The following is a 15,914-nucleotide window of genomic DNA, read 5'->3' as shown; positions in this document are numbered from 1 at the left end:
CTACCGGCGGTCGACCGCCGGATCGGGGGCACCGAGGGTGTCGCCCTCGACGAGTTCGCAGGGCAGGAGTCGTTGCTGGACGCCGGCGGCGCTGCCGTCGATGACGCCGGTGAGCACCTCGACCGACTGCCGGCCCATCTCCTCGCGCGGGATGCGGAACCCGGTGAAGGCGACGTCGGTGGGGACCGGCACGGTCGGGTCGCCGAGGGTCAGGATCGACAGGCCACCGGGCACGGCCAGCCCGCGTCGGCGGGCGGCCGACTCCAGCGCCACGGCGGTGGCGAAGTCCTCCACGAAGACGACGGTGCTGCCGTCGGCGAGCAGCTCGTCGAGGATCGTGTCGGCGTCGCGGGCCGGCGTCGCCAGGTGGCGGGCGGCCTCCGCGTCCGTCGCGGCGACGTCGAAGCCACGCCGCCGGTCCGCGGAGGACTCGGCGGTCGCGTCGACGCCCAGGTAGGCCAGGCGGCGGTGGCCGCGTCGCAGCGCCAGGCCGACGAGCTGACCCACGGCGGCGGCGTAGTCGGTGCCGACGTAGGGCACCGGACCTCCGGCGTCGTCACGCCGGCCGACCGCGACGTACGGGTATCCGTCGCGGTTGAGCCGGAGCAGTTCCGCACCGTCGATCTCGCGTCCGAGCAGGATGCATCCGTCGGCCAGGCGCAGCCGGTTGTCCCGGTGGAAGATCCGTCGCCGGCCGTCGACCACCGGTGCGCTGGTGAACAGCAGCAGGTCGCAGCCGACCCGCTCGGCGTACTCCTCGATGCCCAGCAGAAAGGGGTGGAAGAAGTCCCGGCTGCGGCTGGGGAAGGCCGGCTCGTAGGTGAAGACGCCGATGATCCGGTTGAACCGTGCGGCGAGCCGGCGCGCGACCGGGTCGGCGGCGTAGCCGGTCTCGGCGATCACCCGCAGCACCCGCTCCCGGGTCTCGGGGGCGATCCGCACGTCGGCGTCGGCGCGGTTGTTGAGCACCAGCGACACGGTCGCCTGACTGACGCCGGCCAACCGCGCGATGTCACGCTGCGTGACGCGTCGGGGTGCAGGGGGCACGGTGGGGTCCTTCCGGTGCTGCTAATGCGTATTAGCGCTCGGGGTTGGAAGGAGCCTCGCCGGCCGGCCCGTCGATGTCAAGAGTGTGACGCCAGATTTCGGATCGATGAAACCCCTGAACTAATGCGGATTAGCGATCGGCGCGGTCGCGGCGGCCGACGCACCGCGCCGACCCGACGGCCGTCCCGCACTATGCTGAGCGTCGCCATGCTGACGCGACGAATCGGTCTGGTCGCCGCCGGTGCCGTAGCGGCGGCGGCCACCTGCGCCGGACCGGCGGCCGAGGATCTCGGGCAACCGGAGCCGGGCCCGGCGCACACTCGGGAACTCCTGACCGCGCCGCCCGCGGCTGCCGGTGAACCACCACGGGACCTGCTCATCCGGGACGCCGAACACACCTACCCCACCACCTCGTACGCCGGCGTGACCGTCGACGGAACGGCGCTGGTGATCCACCGCGTGCCGGTGCCGGGAGTGGGCCGCCTCGACACACGTCTGCGCGTGCGACACCCGGAACTCCGACTCGTCTTCGCCGACGCGCGACATCCGCGCACCGTCCTCGACCAGGTGTCGAGCAGCATCGTGGCGGACATCCCGTACTGGCGGGCGCGGGGAGTGGCCGTCGGGGCGGTGGCGGCACGCGCAGATGGCTCCGGGGTCAGGTTGGTGGTCGGCCAGGTGGGCGTGGGGTTGGCCGACGCCATGCGGGAGCGATACGAGTTCCCGGACCTCACGCTCGTCCACGGCGAGATCGTCCCCGCCTGACCTCCGCTCCGGCGTCGCACCGTCCGTCCGAACGGGATGCCCGCCGGCCCGGATGGACAGCGAACCGCCCGCGCCGAGTGCCGGCGCGGACGGTCGTGGTGCTGGGTGCCGCTGCGGCTCAGCTTCCGAAGGTGCCGATGTAGAGCAGGCGGTTGGGTGACCCGGCTCCGGGGTTGACGACCACGTTCGGGGTGGCCGCCGCGACGATGGCCGCGTTCACCGTCGCGGGGCTCGCCGTCGGGTTGTTCCGCAGGTAGATGGCGGCGGCCCCGGCCACGTGCGGTGCGGAGAACGACGTGCCGCTGCCGGTGTACGTGGCGGTGTTGCTGGTCCGCCAGGCGGCGGTGATCGAGACACCCGGCGCGAAGAGGTCGAGCGCGGTGCCGTAGTTCGACCAGGTGGGACGGGTGTCGGTGCGGTCGGTGGCGCCGACGGTCAGTGCCTCGGTGACCCGTGCCGGTGAGGTACCGGTGGCCGGGACGCCGGAGTTGCCCGCCGCGATGGTGTACGTGATGCCGGCGTTGATCGACCGGCGGACCGCGGCGTCGAGGGTGGCGCTGGCACCGCCGCCGAGGCTCAGGTTGGCCACGGCGGGTCGGGTCGCGTTGGCGGTGACCCAGTCGACGCCGGCGATGACTCCGGCCGTGGTGCCGGAACCGCTGTTGTTGAGCACCCGAACGCCGACGATGGTGGCGTTCTTCGCCACCCCGTACGCGGTGCCGGCGGCCACCGACGCCACGAAGGTGCCGTGCCCGTTGCCGTCGTCGGTGTTGTAGTCGTTGTCGACCGCGTCGTAGCCGTGCACGGCCCGGCCGCCGAAGTCCTGGTGGGTGATCCGTACGCCGGTGTCGACCACGTAGATCCGGACCCCGTTGCTCGGCCCGTAGGTGAACGACTGGTTCAGCGGCAGGTTCCGCTGGTCGATCCGGTCGAGCCCCCAGGACGGCGGGTTCGCCTGTGTGGCGAGCGCCTGCACCCGCTGGTCCTGCTCGACGTAGGCGACGGCGGGGTCGGCGGCCAGCCGACGGGCCGCCCGCTCGGTGAGGGTGGCGGAGTAGCCGTTGACGGTCCGCCCGTAGACCCGGTCGACCCGGCCGCCGTAGCGGGTGGCGAGACCCTCCGCCCGGCTCCGGTCGAGCTGCTGCCCGTCCTTGAGCACGACGATGTAGCCGCCCGCGACGGCGGTGGGCAGGTCGGCACCGAGGACCGTGCCGGTCGCCGGGGTCGCCGCCGCCGGGTTGACCCCGGCGGTGGCGAGTAGCGCGCCCGCGAGCGTGGCGGCGCCCAGGGCGCCGAGCCGACGGCGGGTGACGTGTGGGGTGAGCCTCACTGGGCTGCTCCTTCCTGAACCGGCCACCGCGGCGACCGGCGCGCTCCGGGCATGACTCCATTGTGGATGGACAATCCCGGGAGCCCTTGTGGTGCACCGGATCCGGTGCGATATGGACGTTAGGGAAGAACAAGCCATCGATGGTTGCCGCTAATTTAGGCTTCTGTTTCCGGGTTGAGCCAGCCGTTACAAGACGTGTGGCACCCTCAACCAGATGCACCTGCCGGAGCGAGCGCAGCCGATGCGGCGCAACGCCGGGACCGCGCTGGAGATGCGGGCCTGGCGGCCGAGGCTGCCCGGCGTCGCCGAGGTGCTGCACGCTCACGTCACCGGTCACGCGTACCCCATGCACGCCCACGACACGTGGACGCTGCTCATCGTCGACGACGGTGCGGTCCGCTACGACCTGCACCGGCACGAGCGGCTGGCCTCCCGCGACCTGGTGACGCTGCTGCCGCCGCACGTGCCGCACAACGGCTGTCCGGCCGGGCCGGACGGTTTCCGCAAACGGGTGATCTATCTCGACGCGAGTCACCTGGCGGTGGACCTCATCGGCTCGTCGGTCGGCACGTCCAGCTTCACCGATCCCTGGCTCCGCCGGGCACTATCCGCACTGCACGGCGTTCTCCGGCAACCCGGTGACGAGTTGCGGGCCGAAGGGCTGCTGGCGCTGCTCGTCGACCGGGTGCGCGTACACCTGGGCGAGCGCGCCGTCGCCGCCCCCCGCGATCACACGGCGGCCTATCTGCTGCGCGACCTCCTCGAACAGCACGTCGCGGACGGGGTGTCGCTGTACGACGCCGGCCGCCTGCTGCACTTCCATCCCTCGTACCTGGTCCGGACGTTCCACCGGGAGTTCGGTACGACGCCACACCGGTACCTCACCTCCCGGCGCGTCGACCACGCGCGGCGCCTGATCCTCGACGGTCAGCCGCTGGCCTCGGTGGCGCGGAGCAGCGGCTTCTACGACCAGCCCCACCTGACCCGCCACTTCACGCGCATCCTCGGCGTCAGTCCTGGCCTCTTCTCCCGCGCCGCCAGGTCGACCGGCTGAGCCGGGGCTGCCGCCCATCAGGTCACCTTCGTACAAGACCGCCGGCGGGCCGGGGCAGATCATCGGCTCATGCAACCTGACACAGCACCCGTACGCTTCGACACGAAGATCGCCGTACTGCTCCGCGACGACCTGCTCACCTGGCAGCGCCTGAACGTCACCGCGTTCCTGGTCAGCGGCATCGGGACGGCCGCCCCCGAGGTGATCGGCGAGCCGTACGAGGACGCGAGCGGTCAGCGGTACCTGTCCATGTTCCGCCAGCCGGTCCTGGTCTTCGAGGGCGGCGAGGAACTGCTGCGGTCGGCGCACGAGCGCGCGATCGGGCGGCAGCTGCCGGTGTCGGTGTTCACCTCTGACCTGTTCGCCACCGCCAACGACCGGGACAACCGGGCCGCCGTGCGGGCCGTCGCCACCGACAAGCTCGACCTGGTCGGGATCGCGGTCCACGGCCCGCGGAACGCGGTGGACAGGGTGCTCAAGGGCGCGAGCATGCACCACTGAGCTGTAGGGCGGGAGGGTGGCGGGTGCTGAGGTAGCGGTAGTGGTCGAACAGCCGGCGTCGCGCCGCCTCCCGCTCGACCGCCGGGTCGTACCGCTCCGACAGCTCGACGGCGCAGTCGCGGGTCATCTCGTGCAGGTGGTAGCGGCCCGCCGCGCGTTGGCCGACCAGGTTGTCGTCGACGAGTCGGTCCAGCATCGACTCGGCCACCGCGACCTCCAGACCGGCGAGCGCGGCCACCGCGTCCGGATCGAAGTCGTCGCCGGGATGCAGGCTCAACAGCCGGAACAGTCGGGCCAGCGGATCGGGCAGGGCGAGGTACGACGTGGCGAGGTTGTCGACGACCCTCGTGCCGTCCGCCGTCGAGAGCAGCCACACCCGACTCTGCCGGGTACGCAGCCGGCGCAGCAGGTCGGCCATGGTCCAGGTGGGCCGCACCCGCAGCCGGGCCGCGATGATCCGGATGGCCAGCGGCAGGCGGCCGCAGAGGCGTACGACCTCCTCCACCTCGGGCCCGGCGGCCGCCGCTCCCGGTGCCGCCGTGGCCCGCTGGAACATCGTCACCGCCTGGTCGAGCGGCAGCACGTCGAGGGAGAGCGGGGTCGCTCCGGCCAGCCCCACCAGCCGCCGCCGGCTGGTGACCACCGCGAGCGAGCCCGGTGCCCCGGGCAGAAGGGGCTGGATCTGCTGCTCGTCCACGGCGTCGTCCAGGACCAGCAGGACCCGCCGGTTCGCGGTCAGCGACCGCCATCCGGCAGCCCGGCCCGCGAGGTCCGGCGGCACCAGATCGTCCGGTACGCCGGCGCAGCGCAGCAGCACGCCGAGCGCGGCCTCGGCGGACAGTGGCGGGTCGCCGTGGCGGAGTCCCCGCAGATCCACGAAGAACTGGCCGTCCGGGTACGTCTCGCGGAGCCGGTGCGCCACCTGCACCGCGAAGCTCGTCTTGCCGACGCCGCCCATGCCGTCGATCGTGACCACCGAGAGGGCCCCCGGGATGGCGGCGCGCGCCAGCAGGCGGGTACTTTCCGCCACCCGGCCGGTGAAGTCCGGCGGCGGGGGAGGCAGGAAGGTGCGCCGCGCCGGGCGGGCCCGCTCCGCCGGCGGGTGGGTGGGCGGACGGACGGACAGCAGCTCCGCCGACTGCCGCAGGATGTCGGTCTCCAGGCGACGCAGTTCCGGACCGGGGTCGGTGCCGAACTCCTCGATCAGCCGACTGCGCAGTTCCTGGTACAGCTCCAGGGCGCGGACCGGCTGCCCGTCCCGGTACAGGGCGATCATCAACAGTCCGAACAGGCGTTCCCGGTGCGGGTACGTCCGCACCAGGTCGAACAACTCGCCCACGACCGCGTGGTGGTGACCGAGCTGCAACTCGGCGTCGATCCGATCCTCGACCGCCGCGGCGCGCTCCTCGTCCAGACCGGTGGCGACCCGGTGGCGTGCCCCGTCGGCGAGCGTCCCGGCGAGCACCGGCCCCCGCCACAGCCCGTCGGCCTCGCGCAGCAACTGGACGGTGCGGGCCGGCTCGGCGTCGCGGGCCCGGGTCACGAGATCACGGAACCGGTGGACGTCGACGGCCTGCGGTGCGACCGAGATCTGATAGCCGTCGCCGGACTTGACGATGGGGGCGCTGTCGCCCAGGGCAGCACGTAGCGTGGAGATGGAGACCTGGATGGCGTTGCGGGCGGTACGCGGTGGCTCCTGCTCCGGCCAGATCAGCTCGGTCAGCCGGTCGATCGGCACCAGCCGGTTCGCCTCCAGTAGGAGGGCGCCGAGGGCGACCCGGTGCCGGCGCGCCCCGATGGGTACCTGGCGGCCGTGCCGGTGCACCTCAAGGGAACCGAGGAGCCGGAAGCCGTGGTCCGACCGGAGCGGACGAGACGTTGACCTCATTCGTGCTCCTCCGGTATGCCCGGGTACGGACGGAGGAACGGTACGGTGGCCGACGTATAACCTGTGTACAAGCGATGTACAGCGTTGCCGTATCCAGGGCCGATGCGTGGGGGCGGCTGGGCTTGGGCGGTGGCCGGCCGCAATATCCACGGCACACCCCATGGATGGTCCCCTTGCGTTTCGACATTCTTGGCCCGCTCACGGTCCACCACGGGAACCGGCGCGTCCCGCTGGGCTCGATGAAACAACGCCTGCTGCTGGCCGCCCTGCTGCTCCGGGCCAACGACACCGTCGGCACCAGCGAGCTGGCGTCGGTGCTGTGGGCCGACCAACCGCCCCCCTCGGCCGCGGCGAATCTGCGCACGTACGTCCGAGGGTTGCGGCAGTTGCTGGGCGGCGACGACCGTGGGGACCGGATACCGGCCGCGGCCGGCGGCTATCTTCTCCGCGTCGGGCCGGACGAGCGGGACCTGGATCGGTTCGACGCGGCGGCCGCGCGCGGCCGGGAGGCCCTCGCCGCCGGCGACGCCGTCCGGGCCGAGGTCGAGCTGGGCGGCGCGGTGGAGTTGTGGCGCGGTATGCCCCTGGCGGACCTGCCGTTGCCGCCGGTGCTGGCCCGCCGGGTCGCCCCGTTGCAGGAACGGCGACTGCTCGCCGAGGAGGACTACGCGGAGGCGATGCTGCAGCTCGGCGCCGTGGTCGAGGTGGTGCACCGGCTGCGCGTCCTGCTCGACGAGCACCCGCTGCGGCAGCGGGCGTGGGGGCAGTTGATGCTGGGCCTGTACCGCATCGGCGACGTGGCGGGTGCGCTCGACGCGTTCCGGCAGGCCCGCCAGATCCTGGCGGAGGAGACCGGCCTGGACCCGGCCCCACACCTGACCCGGCTGCACGACGACATCCTGCACCACCGCCCCGGTCTGCTCACGACCCCGCCGGCCGGCCCCACCGAGCCGGAACCGGGACCGGCCGCGGTGGCGGACCTGCCCGCCCCGGCCGGCCCTCGACCTGAGCAGCTACCGCTCGCCGTGCCGGAGTTCGTCGGACGCGCCGCCGAGCTCGCCCGGCTGGACGCGCTTGTCGACACCGGCGGGTCGGTGCCGGCGACAGTGATCATCTCGGCCGTCTCCGGGATGGCCGGCGTGGGCAAGACCACGTTGGCGCTGCACTGGGCCCACCGGGTGGCCGGCCGCTTCCCCGACGGCCAGCTCTACGTGAACCTGCACGGGTACGACGAGGCCGACGTGGTGTTTCCGGACGACGCCCTGCAGGGCTTCCTCGAAGCGCTCGGCGTACCCCAGGCCCGGATTCCCGCCAGCACCGAGGCCAGGACCGGGCTGTACCGCAGCCTGCTGGCCTCCCGCCGGATGCTCGTGGTGCTCGACAACGCCCGCGACGCCGCCCAGGTACGTCCGCTGCTGCCGGGCGCCGGCGGTTGCCTGGTCGTGGTCACCAGCCGGGACCGGCTCGCCGAGCTGGTCGCCGCGGAGTGCGCCGAGCCGCTGCGATTGGACGTGCTCTCAGACTCCGAGTCGATGAGCCTGCTGGTCGGCCGGCTCGGCGCCCTCCGGCTCGCCGCCGAGCCGGACGCGGTCACCGACATCATCGCGGCCACCGGCCGGCTGCCGCTCGCCCTGTCGATGGTGGCGGCACGGGTCGCCACCCACCCGGCCTTTCCGCTCGACGCCTTCGCCGCCGAACTGCACTCGGCGGATGCGCGGCTGGACGCCCTGGCCGATGGCGACGTCCGGCGGGTCTTCTCCCGGTCCTACCTGGCCCTGAGCCCCGCCGCGGCGCGGCTGTTCCGGCTGCTCGGGCTGCACCCCGGCCCGGATCTGACCGCCGACGCCGCCGCCGCGCTCGCCGGCGTGTCCGCGGCGGCCGTCCGGCCACCACTGCGCGAACTGACCCGGCTGCATCTGCTGACCGAGCACGCGCCGGGGCGGTACTCCTTCCACGACCTGCTGCGGGTCTACGCCGCCGAACTGGCGGACTCGTCCGAACACGCCGAGGACCGGCGTGCCGGCCGCCGGCGGTTGTACGACCACTACCTGCACAGCGCCTACCCGGCGGCCCTGCTGCTCCAGCCGCAGTGGGCGCCCATCGACCCGGTGCCGCCGCTGCCCACGGCGGCCCGGCGGCCGGTGACCGATCACGACACCGCCCTGGCCTGGTTCACCGCGGAGCACCGCGTCCTGCTCCGGGTGGTCCGGCAGGCCGCCGAGTGCGGCTTCGAGGCGTACGCCTGGCAGATCGCGTGGGCGTCGAACACGTTCGTCGCCCCGCGTGGTCTCTGGCAGGACCAGCTCTCCGTCCAGCAGATCGCGCTGGCCGCCGCCGAGAAGATCGACGACATCGCCGGTCAGGCGACCGCCAACCGGTTGCTGTCGCGCGCGTTCACCCGCCTCGGCGAGCACGAGGACGCCGAGTACCGGCTGCGCCGCGCGCTGGAGCTGTACGAACGCCTCAACGACCCGACCGGCCAGGCGCAAACCCTGCACAACTACTGCGAGCTGTGTTACCTGCTCGGGCGGCCGGACGAGGCGCTCGCGCAGGCCCGCGAGGCGCTGCGGCTCTACCGGCTGGCCGGCAACCGCTCCGGTGCGGCCCGCACGCTGAACGCGATCGGCTGGCTGCTGGCCACCGCCGGTGAGTACGCCCAGGCCATCGCGAGCTGCACCGAGGCGCTGGCCGAGCAGCGCCGCAGCGGCGACCGCAACGGGCAGGCGGCGACGCTGGACAGCATCGGCTTCGCGTACGACCGGCTCGGTGAGTACGCCCGGGCGGTCGACTGCTACGAGGAGGCGATCCAGCTGTTCCGCGACTCCGCCGACCGGTACCACGAGGCGGAGACCCTCCTCCGGCTCGGCGACACGCGGGAGACGATGGGGGAGCCGGCGGCGGCCGTCGCCGCCTGGCGGCAGGCCGCACAGATCTACGACGAGGTCGGTGACCCGGCCATCGAGGACGCCCGCCGCCGGCTCGACCGGTCGGCGGAGTCCACCGCCGACCGTGCCGGATAGGCCCCCGTCGTCGCCCACCGGCCGCTCGCCGCGGGATCCTGCGTTCAACTGGTCCCGAGCTGAACGTCGGCCTGCCGCGGCGAGCCCTCCCCCCGGGTGCCTCACAACGCCGTCGTGGCGCTGCCGTGGGCTCAGCGTAACCGCCGGCGCTTACAGTTTTCTTATCCCGACTGATCGTTTACACCTCGGTGACTCCCGCACCGGTGGGTCATGTCACCGATGTGCGGACGATCAAGGTGACCCGGGTCAGCCGCGGCGTCGGTCGCTGGAGCGACGCACCACGAGTTCGGGCTGGAAGACGACGTGCCGGTGGCGGTGCGTCATGCCCGCCTCGGCCTCCTCCAGCAGCAACTGAGCGGCCGTACGGCCCAGCTGTTCGCGCGGCTGGCGTACCGACGACAGCGGCACCGCCGCCGCCCCGGCGAACTCGATGTCGTCGTACCCGACGATCGCCACGTCGTCGGGCACCCGCACGCCACGCTCGGTCAGCTGTTGCAGGACGCCGAGGGCGATCAGGTCGTTGGCGCAGATCACGGCGCTGGGTCGTTGCCCCGGTGGCCGGGTCAGCAGTTCCTCGGCCGCGCGCCGGCCGGCGGCCACCGTCAGGCTGGTCGTCGTCGCCACCCTCAGCTCGGCGGCGACGGCCCGCTCGGTCAGCGCCGCCTCGGCGCCGGCGTGCCGGTCGGCCACCTGGGGGATGGAGAAGGGGCCGCCGGCGTACGCGATGCGTCGGTGCCCCTGGTCCAGCAGGTGCGCCATGGCCAGCCGGCCACCCAGAAGGTCGTCCACCGCCACCGAGCAGCGACTGGCCTGCCCCGATCCGCGGTCGACGAGCACCACCGGAATGCCGCGGTTGTGGAGGCGTTCGAGGTTGGGCTGGACCCCGTGCGCGACGGGGGTGATGAGGACGCCGCGCACCCGCTGTTCCTCCAGCAGTTCGAGGTGCCGGCGTTCCCGGGCGCTGTCCTCGCCGCTGTTGCAGACGATGAGCATCGCGCCGGCGTCCTCGATGACCTGTTCGGCGCCGTGGACCACGTCGGTGAAGAACGGGTTGGCCACGTCGAGCACGACGATCGCCACGGTGCGGCTCTGGCCGGCGCGCAGCTGCCGCGCGGAGTCGTTGCGCACGTAGCCGAGTTCGGCGATGGCGTCGAGGACCCGCTGCCGGGTGGCGGGCGCGACGGTGTTCGGCCGGTTGAGCACGTTGCTGACGGTGCCGAGGGACACGCCGGCGTGCCGCGCCACCTCCTTGATGCTTGCCGTTGCCATGGGCTCCCTTCGCCGCGACGTGCTGTTCCTGCCAATCCCCCACGGCAGGCCCCCGGCCGCAGGTGATCGTGCGCAGTCTATCCCCGCTATAACGTTTCAACCCTCACCCCCCACAACGAACCCCACCCCCACCGCCCCGCCCGCGTTGATCATGAGGTTAGCGGCGACTTTGATCTCCAAACCCTCGCTAACCTCATGATCAACGGGTGGGTGGGGTCGCGTTTGGCGCGGTGGCTCATAACGAATCGGTAACCGGCTGGAAACCCTTGACCCGTGGTCGAGGCCACACCTAGGGTCTTGGCATTGGTGAAACGTTTCATACGTGTGATGGGTCATCTACGACAACCCGAAGGGGGCGTTGTGCTTCCGGTCCTGGCGCTGGAGGGTGTGGACAAGTCGTTCGGTGCCGTCGCCGCGTTGCGTGACGCCCGGCTGGAGCTGTTCGCCGGCGAGGCGCACGCGCTGGTCGGTGAGAACGGCGCCGGCAAGTCCACCCTGGTGAAGATCCTGGCCGGCGTGCACGGGCCGGACGCGGGCCGGGTGCTGCTCGACGGCGAGCCGGTCGCCTTCGCCAGCCCGGCCGAGGCCCGCGCGGCGGGCATCGCCGTCATCTACCAGGAGCCGACGCTCTTTCCCGACCTGTCGGTCGCGGAGAACATCTTCATGGGGCGTCAGCCGCGCAGGGGGTTGCGTCGCATTGACGTCGCGGCCATGCGGGCGCGCACCAACGAGTTGTTCGCGCGGCTCGGGGTCCGGATCGACCCGGACCGGCCCGCCCGGGGCCTGTCCATCGCCGACCAGCAGCTCGTCGAGATCGCCAAGGCGCTCTCCTTCGACGCCCGGGTGCTGGTGATGGACGAACCGACCGCAGCGCTCTCCGGCGTCGAGGTCGAGCGGCTCTTCGCCGTGGCCCGCTCGCTGCGGGAGAACGGCACGGCGATCCTGTTCATCTCGCACCGGTTCGACGAGGTGTTCGCGCTCTGCCAACGGGTCACCGTGATGCGCGACGGCCGGTGGATCGTCACCGACGAGATCGGAAACCTCACCGTCGACGGTGTCGTCCGCACCATGGTCGGCCGCGACATCTCCGCGCTCTTTCCCAAGCTGGCGACCGAACCGGGTGAGGTACGCCTCGAGGTCGACGGACTGACCCGGCACGGCTACTTCGACGATGTCTCCTTCACCGTGCGCGGCGGCGAGATCGTCGCGCTCGCCGGACTGGTCGGCGCGGGCCGCAGCGAGGTGGCCCGGGCGGTCTTCGGCATCGACCGGTACGACGCCGGCGAGGTGCGCGTCGACGGCCGGCGGCTGCGCCCCGGCGACCCACCGGCGGCGATCTCCGCCGGCCTGGCGCTGGTGCCGGAGGACCGCCGCCAGCAGGGACTGGTGATGCAGTTGTCGATCGAGCGCAACGCCACCCTGCCGCGCCGGTGGGCGCTGAGCAGGCTGGGGCTGCTCTCCGGCGGCAGCGAGCGGCGTTCGGCGGCGGACTGGGCCCGGCGGTTGCAGGTCAAGGCCGCCCGCAACAGCGACCCGGTCGCCACCCTCTCCGGCGGCAACCAGCAGAAGGTCGTGTTGGCCAAGTGGCTGTCCACCGGGCCCCGGGTGCTCATGATCGACGAACCGACCCGTGGCATCGACGTCGGCACGAAGGCCGAGGTGCACCGGCTGCTCTCCCAGCTCGCGTCCGAGGGGGTGGCGGTGCTGATGATCTCCAGTGAGCTGCCGGAGGTGCTCGGCATGGCCGATCGGGTGCTCGTCATGCACGAGGGCCGCCTGGTCGCCGAGCTGCCCCGCGACCGCGCCGACGAGGAGAGCGTCATGTTCGCCGCGACCGGGCAGGCCGTGACCGGGCAGGCCGCGACCGGGCGACGGGGGGCCGCCGCATGACCACCGCAGACGTACGGCCACCGGCCACCGCCGCGCCGGCCGGGCGGGAGTCCGGCGGCCGTCTCGCGCACCGGCTGTTCGTCGTCCGCGAACTGGGCATCCTGCTCGCGCTGGTGCTCCTGGTCGCGGTGACCTTCGGGGTGAACCAGCGGTTCCTCTCCGCACAGAACATCAAGGACCTGCTGCTCAGCTCGACCATCCTGGCGATCCTCGCGGTCGGCCAGGCGATCGTGATCATCACCCGGAACGTCGACCTGTCGGTCGGCTCGATCCTCGGCCTGTCCGCGTTCGCCACCGGCGCGCTCTTCGTCGACAACCCCGGCATCCCGATCCCGCTGGCCATCCTGGTCGGCGCCGCGCTCGGTGCGGCCTGCGGCGCGGTCAACGGCGGCCTGATCGCCGCCGCCCGGGTGCCGGCGCTGGTGGTCACCCTCGGCACGCTGTACGTCTTCCGGGGCCTCGACCACACCTGGGCCAGCGGCCGTCAGATCAACGCCGCCGACATGCCGCGCGCCTTCCTGCGGATGGGCAACGCCACCGTGGTCGGCGTCCCGGTGCTCGCGCTCTTCGCGGTCGCGGTGCTCGTCGCCGCCGGCTACCTGCTGAAGAACTACCGCAGCGGCCGGGAGCTCTACGCGATCGGCTCCGACCCCGACGCGGCCCGGCTGTCCGGCATCGCGGTGGGCCGCCGGGTCTTCTTCGCCTTCGTGGCCAGCGGGGCGCTCGCCGGACTCGCCGGCGTGCTCTACGCGGCCCGCTTCGGCACCATCGACGCGAACGCCGGGCTCGGCATGGAACTCAACGTGGTCGCGGCCGTGGTGGTCGGCGGCGTCGCGATCTTCGGCGGCAGCGGCTCGGTGTACGGGGCCGCCCTCGGTGCCGTCCTGCTGACCACCATCGGCAGCGCCCTGCCCGTCCTGGGGGTCACCCCGTTCTGGCAGCGCGCCGCCGTCGGCGCACTCATCCTGGCCGCCATCGGGCTCGACCGGGCGCTCGCCGTCCGCATGGCACGCCGTCTGCGAGGAGGCAAGACCCGTGGCAACTGACACCCTCGCCGCCCCGGCGCGTACCGCGACGGCGGGACCGCCCGCCTGGCGTCGACTGCTCGGCTCGTGGGACGCCATCCTCGTCGTCGCGCTGGTCGTGGTGGTGCTCGTCGCCACCGCCACGATCGACGGTGTCGGCAGCCCCCGCTTCTACCGGTTCCTGGCGCTGGAGGCGATCCCGATCGCCCTGATCGCGCTGCCGATGACGCTGGTCATCATCACCGGCGAGATCGATCTCTCGGTGGCGAGCACGGTCGGCCTCACCTGCTCGGTGCTCGGCCACCTGTGGCATCTCGGTGTCACGTCGCTGCCACTGCTGATCGTGTCGAGCCTGCTGCTCGGCGCCGTGCTCGGGGCGGTCAACGGCGTCTTCGTCACCATGTTCGGGCTGCCCTCACTGGCGGTCACCATCGGCACGCTGGCGCTCTACCGGGGTCTGGCGTACGTCGTCCTCGGTGACCGGGCGGTCGCCGACTACCCGCCGGCCTGGACCCAGCGGGCGGTCGCGCCCATCCCGGGCACGGTCATTCCCTGGTTCGTGCTGGTCCTGGCGGCCCTCGCCGTGGCGTTCGGCGTGCTGCTGTACGCCACCCCGGTCGGCCGCGCGCTCTACGCGATCGGGAACAACGCCGAGGCGTCCGTCTTCACCGGCATCTCGGTGCGACGTACCAAGTTCTGGCTCTTCGTCGCCACCGGCGCCATGGCGGCGCTGGCCGGCGTGTTCTGGACGTTCCGCTTCGCCAGCGCCCGGGCCGACAACGCGACCGGCCTGGAGCTGGCGGTGGTGGCGGCCGTGCTGCTCGGCGGCGTCTCCATCTTCGGCGGTCGGGGCGGGCTGGTCGGCGTGCTCGCGGCGGTCGCGCTGCTCGGCGTGCTCCGTAACGCGTTGCAGCTGGCCAACGTGCCGGCCAACACGCTCACCATCGTCACCGGAACGCTGCTCATCCTCTCCGTGGTCGGACCGAATCTCGTGCGGATGACGCGCGAGCGGCTACGTCGGCGCCGGCCCCCCGCCACCGCACCCGAAAGGAATCCATCATGAGCACCAGACGTACCCGGGTCGTCGCGACCGCCGTGCTGGCCGCCGTGGCCCTCGCCCTGGGCGCCTGCGCCGAGGACACCGGCACCGGCACCGACACCGGAGCCGGCGGCGACCCCTCCGGCACCATCAAGGAGGGGCTCAAGGTCACCTTCCTGCCCAAGCAGATCAACAACCCGTACTTCGAGACCTCCGACAACCAGGGCGGCCGGGCCGCGGTCGAGGAGTTCAAGGGCCAGTACGCGCAGACCGGTCCCTCCGAGGCGAGCCCGTCCGCGCAGGTGTCGTACATCAACACGCTGTCCCAGCAGGGCACGGACGTGATCATCATCGCGGCGAACGACCAGGACGCGGTCTGCGGCTCGCTGACCGAGGCCAAGGTCGGCGGGGCGAAGGTCATCACATACGACTCGGACACCAAGCCGGAGTGCCGTGACGCGTTCGTCAATCAGGCCACCGCGGAGGGCATCGCCCAGGCACAGATCAAGCTGATCTCCGACGCGGTCGGCCCGGACGGCGGCGAGATCGCCATCCTCTCGGCGACGGCGAACGCGACCAACCAGAACGCCTGGATCGAGCTGATGAAGACCGAGCTGGCCAAGCCGGAGTACGGCAAGCTCACGCTGGTGGCCACGGTCTACGGCGACGACCAGGACGAGAAGTCGTTCCAGGAGGCACAGGGTCTGCTGTCGAAGTACCCCAACCTCAAGGGCATCATCTCGCCGACCACGGTCGGTATCGCCGCCGCGGCCCGCTACCTCTCCGGCTCGTCCTACAAGGGCAAGGTGCAGCTGACCGGCCTCGGCACCCCGAACCAGATGCGCGAGTACGTCAAGGACGGCACCGTCAAGGCCTTCGCGCTGTGGAACCCGGCGGACCTGGGCTACCTCGCCGCGTACACGGGTGCGGCGCTCGCCTCCGGCATCATCACCGGCGCCGAGGGTGAGACGTTCACCGCCGGCAAGCTCGGCGAGTTCACCGTCGGCGCGAACGGCGAGGTCCTGCTGGGCGACCCGTTCGAGTTCACCGCCGACAACATCGACCAGTTCGACTTCTGAGTCACGG

12 protein-coding genes are annotated in these 15,914 nt (G+C 72.3%); 8 read left to right on the top strand and 4 right to left on the bottom strand.

What is annotated here, in order from left to right; translation table 11 throughout:
- Positions 1-1,047 (bottom strand): LacI family DNA-binding transcriptional regulator, encoded by a 1,047-nt coding sequence (locus O7615_RS30880; RefSeq protein WP_278181320.1) that lies wholly within the window; start codon positions 1,045-1,047, stop codon positions 1-3.
- A gap of 207 nt (positions 1,048-1,254) precedes the next feature.
- On the opposite strand from O7615_RS30880, the gene O7615_RS30875 reads away from it, so the two are divergent.
- Entirely contained in the window at positions 1,255-1,812 is a 558-nt protein-coding gene (locus O7615_RS30875; RefSeq protein ID WP_278181319.1) for a hypothetical protein, read from the top strand.
- 118 nt (positions 1,813-1,930) lie between these two features.
- On the opposite strand, the gene O7615_RS30870 is transcribed toward O7615_RS30875, so the two are convergent.
- Entirely contained in the window at positions 1,931-3,142 is a 1,212-nt protein-coding gene (locus O7615_RS30870; RefSeq protein WP_278181318.1) for a S8 family peptidase, read from the bottom strand.
- Between the two features lie 214 nt (positions 3,143-3,356).
- Between O7615_RS30870 and O7615_RS30865 the strand changes: the two genes are divergently transcribed.
- Both O7615_RS30865 and O7615_RS30860 read left to right on the top strand, forming a co-directional pair.
- Positions 3,357-4,196 carry an AraC family transcriptional regulator gene (locus tag O7615_RS30865; RefSeq protein ID WP_278181317.1) on the top strand — a complete coding sequence of 280 codons (840 nt, stop codon included), beginning with the start codon at positions 3,357-3,359 and terminating at the stop codon, positions 4,194-4,196.
- A 69-nt stretch (positions 4,197-4,265) separates the two neighbouring features.
- The gene (locus tag O7615_RS30860) at positions 4,266-4,697 is read left to right on the top strand and encodes a DUF2000 domain-containing protein (RefSeq protein ID WP_278181316.1); all 432 of its coding nucleotides are present in this window, start codon (positions 4,266-4,268) and stop codon (positions 4,695-4,697) included.
- Here O7615_RS30860 and O7615_RS30855 read toward each other — a convergent pair.
- Positions 4,672-6,585: an AfsR/SARP family transcriptional regulator gene (locus O7615_RS30855; RefSeq protein ID WP_278181315.1), complete on the bottom strand. Its 1,914-nt coding sequence runs from the start codon at positions 6,583-6,585 to the stop codon at positions 4,672-4,674. The two genes, O7615_RS30860 and O7615_RS30855, sit on opposite strands and share 26 nt — an antisense overlap.
- Positions 6,586-6,824: 239 nt before the next feature.
- Between O7615_RS30855 and O7615_RS30850 the strand changes: the two genes are divergently transcribed.
- The gene (locus tag O7615_RS30850; RefSeq protein WP_278181314.1) at positions 6,825-9,605 is read left to right on the top strand and encodes a BTAD domain-containing putative transcriptional regulator; all 2,781 of its coding nucleotides are present in this window, start codon (positions 6,825-6,827) and stop codon (positions 9,603-9,605) included.
- A 246-nt stretch (positions 9,606-9,851) separates the two neighbouring features.
- Here the strand turns inward: O7615_RS30850 and O7615_RS30845 are convergent, their stop codons facing one another.
- Entirely contained in the window at positions 9,852-10,874 is a 1,023-nt protein-coding gene (locus tag O7615_RS30845; protein WP_278181313.1) for a LacI family DNA-binding transcriptional regulator, read from the bottom strand.
- 360 nt (positions 10,875-11,234) lie between these two features.
- On the opposite strand from O7615_RS30845, the gene O7615_RS30840 reads away from it, so the two are divergent.
- From O7615_RS30840 to rhaS, 4 genes are read left to right on the top strand one after another with little or no spacing between them, the layout of a single operon-like run.
- Positions 11,235-12,764 (top strand): sugar ABC transporter ATP-binding protein, encoded by a 1,530-nt coding sequence (locus O7615_RS30840; RefSeq protein WP_278181312.1) that lies wholly within the window; start codon positions 11,235-11,237, stop codon positions 12,762-12,764.
- Positions 12,761-13,810, top strand: a complete 1,050-nt coding sequence (locus O7615_RS30835; RefSeq protein WP_278181311.1) for an ABC transporter permease — start codon at positions 12,761-12,763, stop codon at positions 13,808-13,810. Before O7615_RS30840 ends, O7615_RS30835 begins: the two co-directional genes overlap by 4 nt.
- The gene (locus O7615_RS30830; RefSeq protein WP_278181310.1) at positions 13,800-14,852 is read left to right on the top strand and encodes an ABC transporter permease; all 1,053 of its coding nucleotides are present in this window, start codon (positions 13,800-13,802) and stop codon (positions 14,850-14,852) included. The genes O7615_RS30835 and O7615_RS30830 overlap by 11 nt, the downstream gene beginning before the upstream one ends.
- Positions 14,849-15,907: a rhamnose ABC transporter substrate-binding protein gene (gene rhaS / locus O7615_RS30825; RefSeq protein WP_278181309.1), complete on the top strand. Its 1,059-nt coding sequence runs from the start codon at positions 14,849-14,851 to the stop codon at positions 15,905-15,907. Before O7615_RS30830 ends, rhaS begins: the two co-directional genes overlap by 4 nt.
- The last annotated feature ends 7 nt before the right edge of the window (positions 15,908-15,914 follow it).

Source organism: Micromonospora sp. WMMD1082, from assembly GCF_029626175.1.
Lineage (GTDB): Bacteria > Actinomycetota > Actinomycetes > Mycobacteriales > Micromonosporaceae > Micromonospora.
Note: the sequence above shows the minus strand (reverse complement) of the source record. Positions and strands in the feature narration are given on the sequence as shown.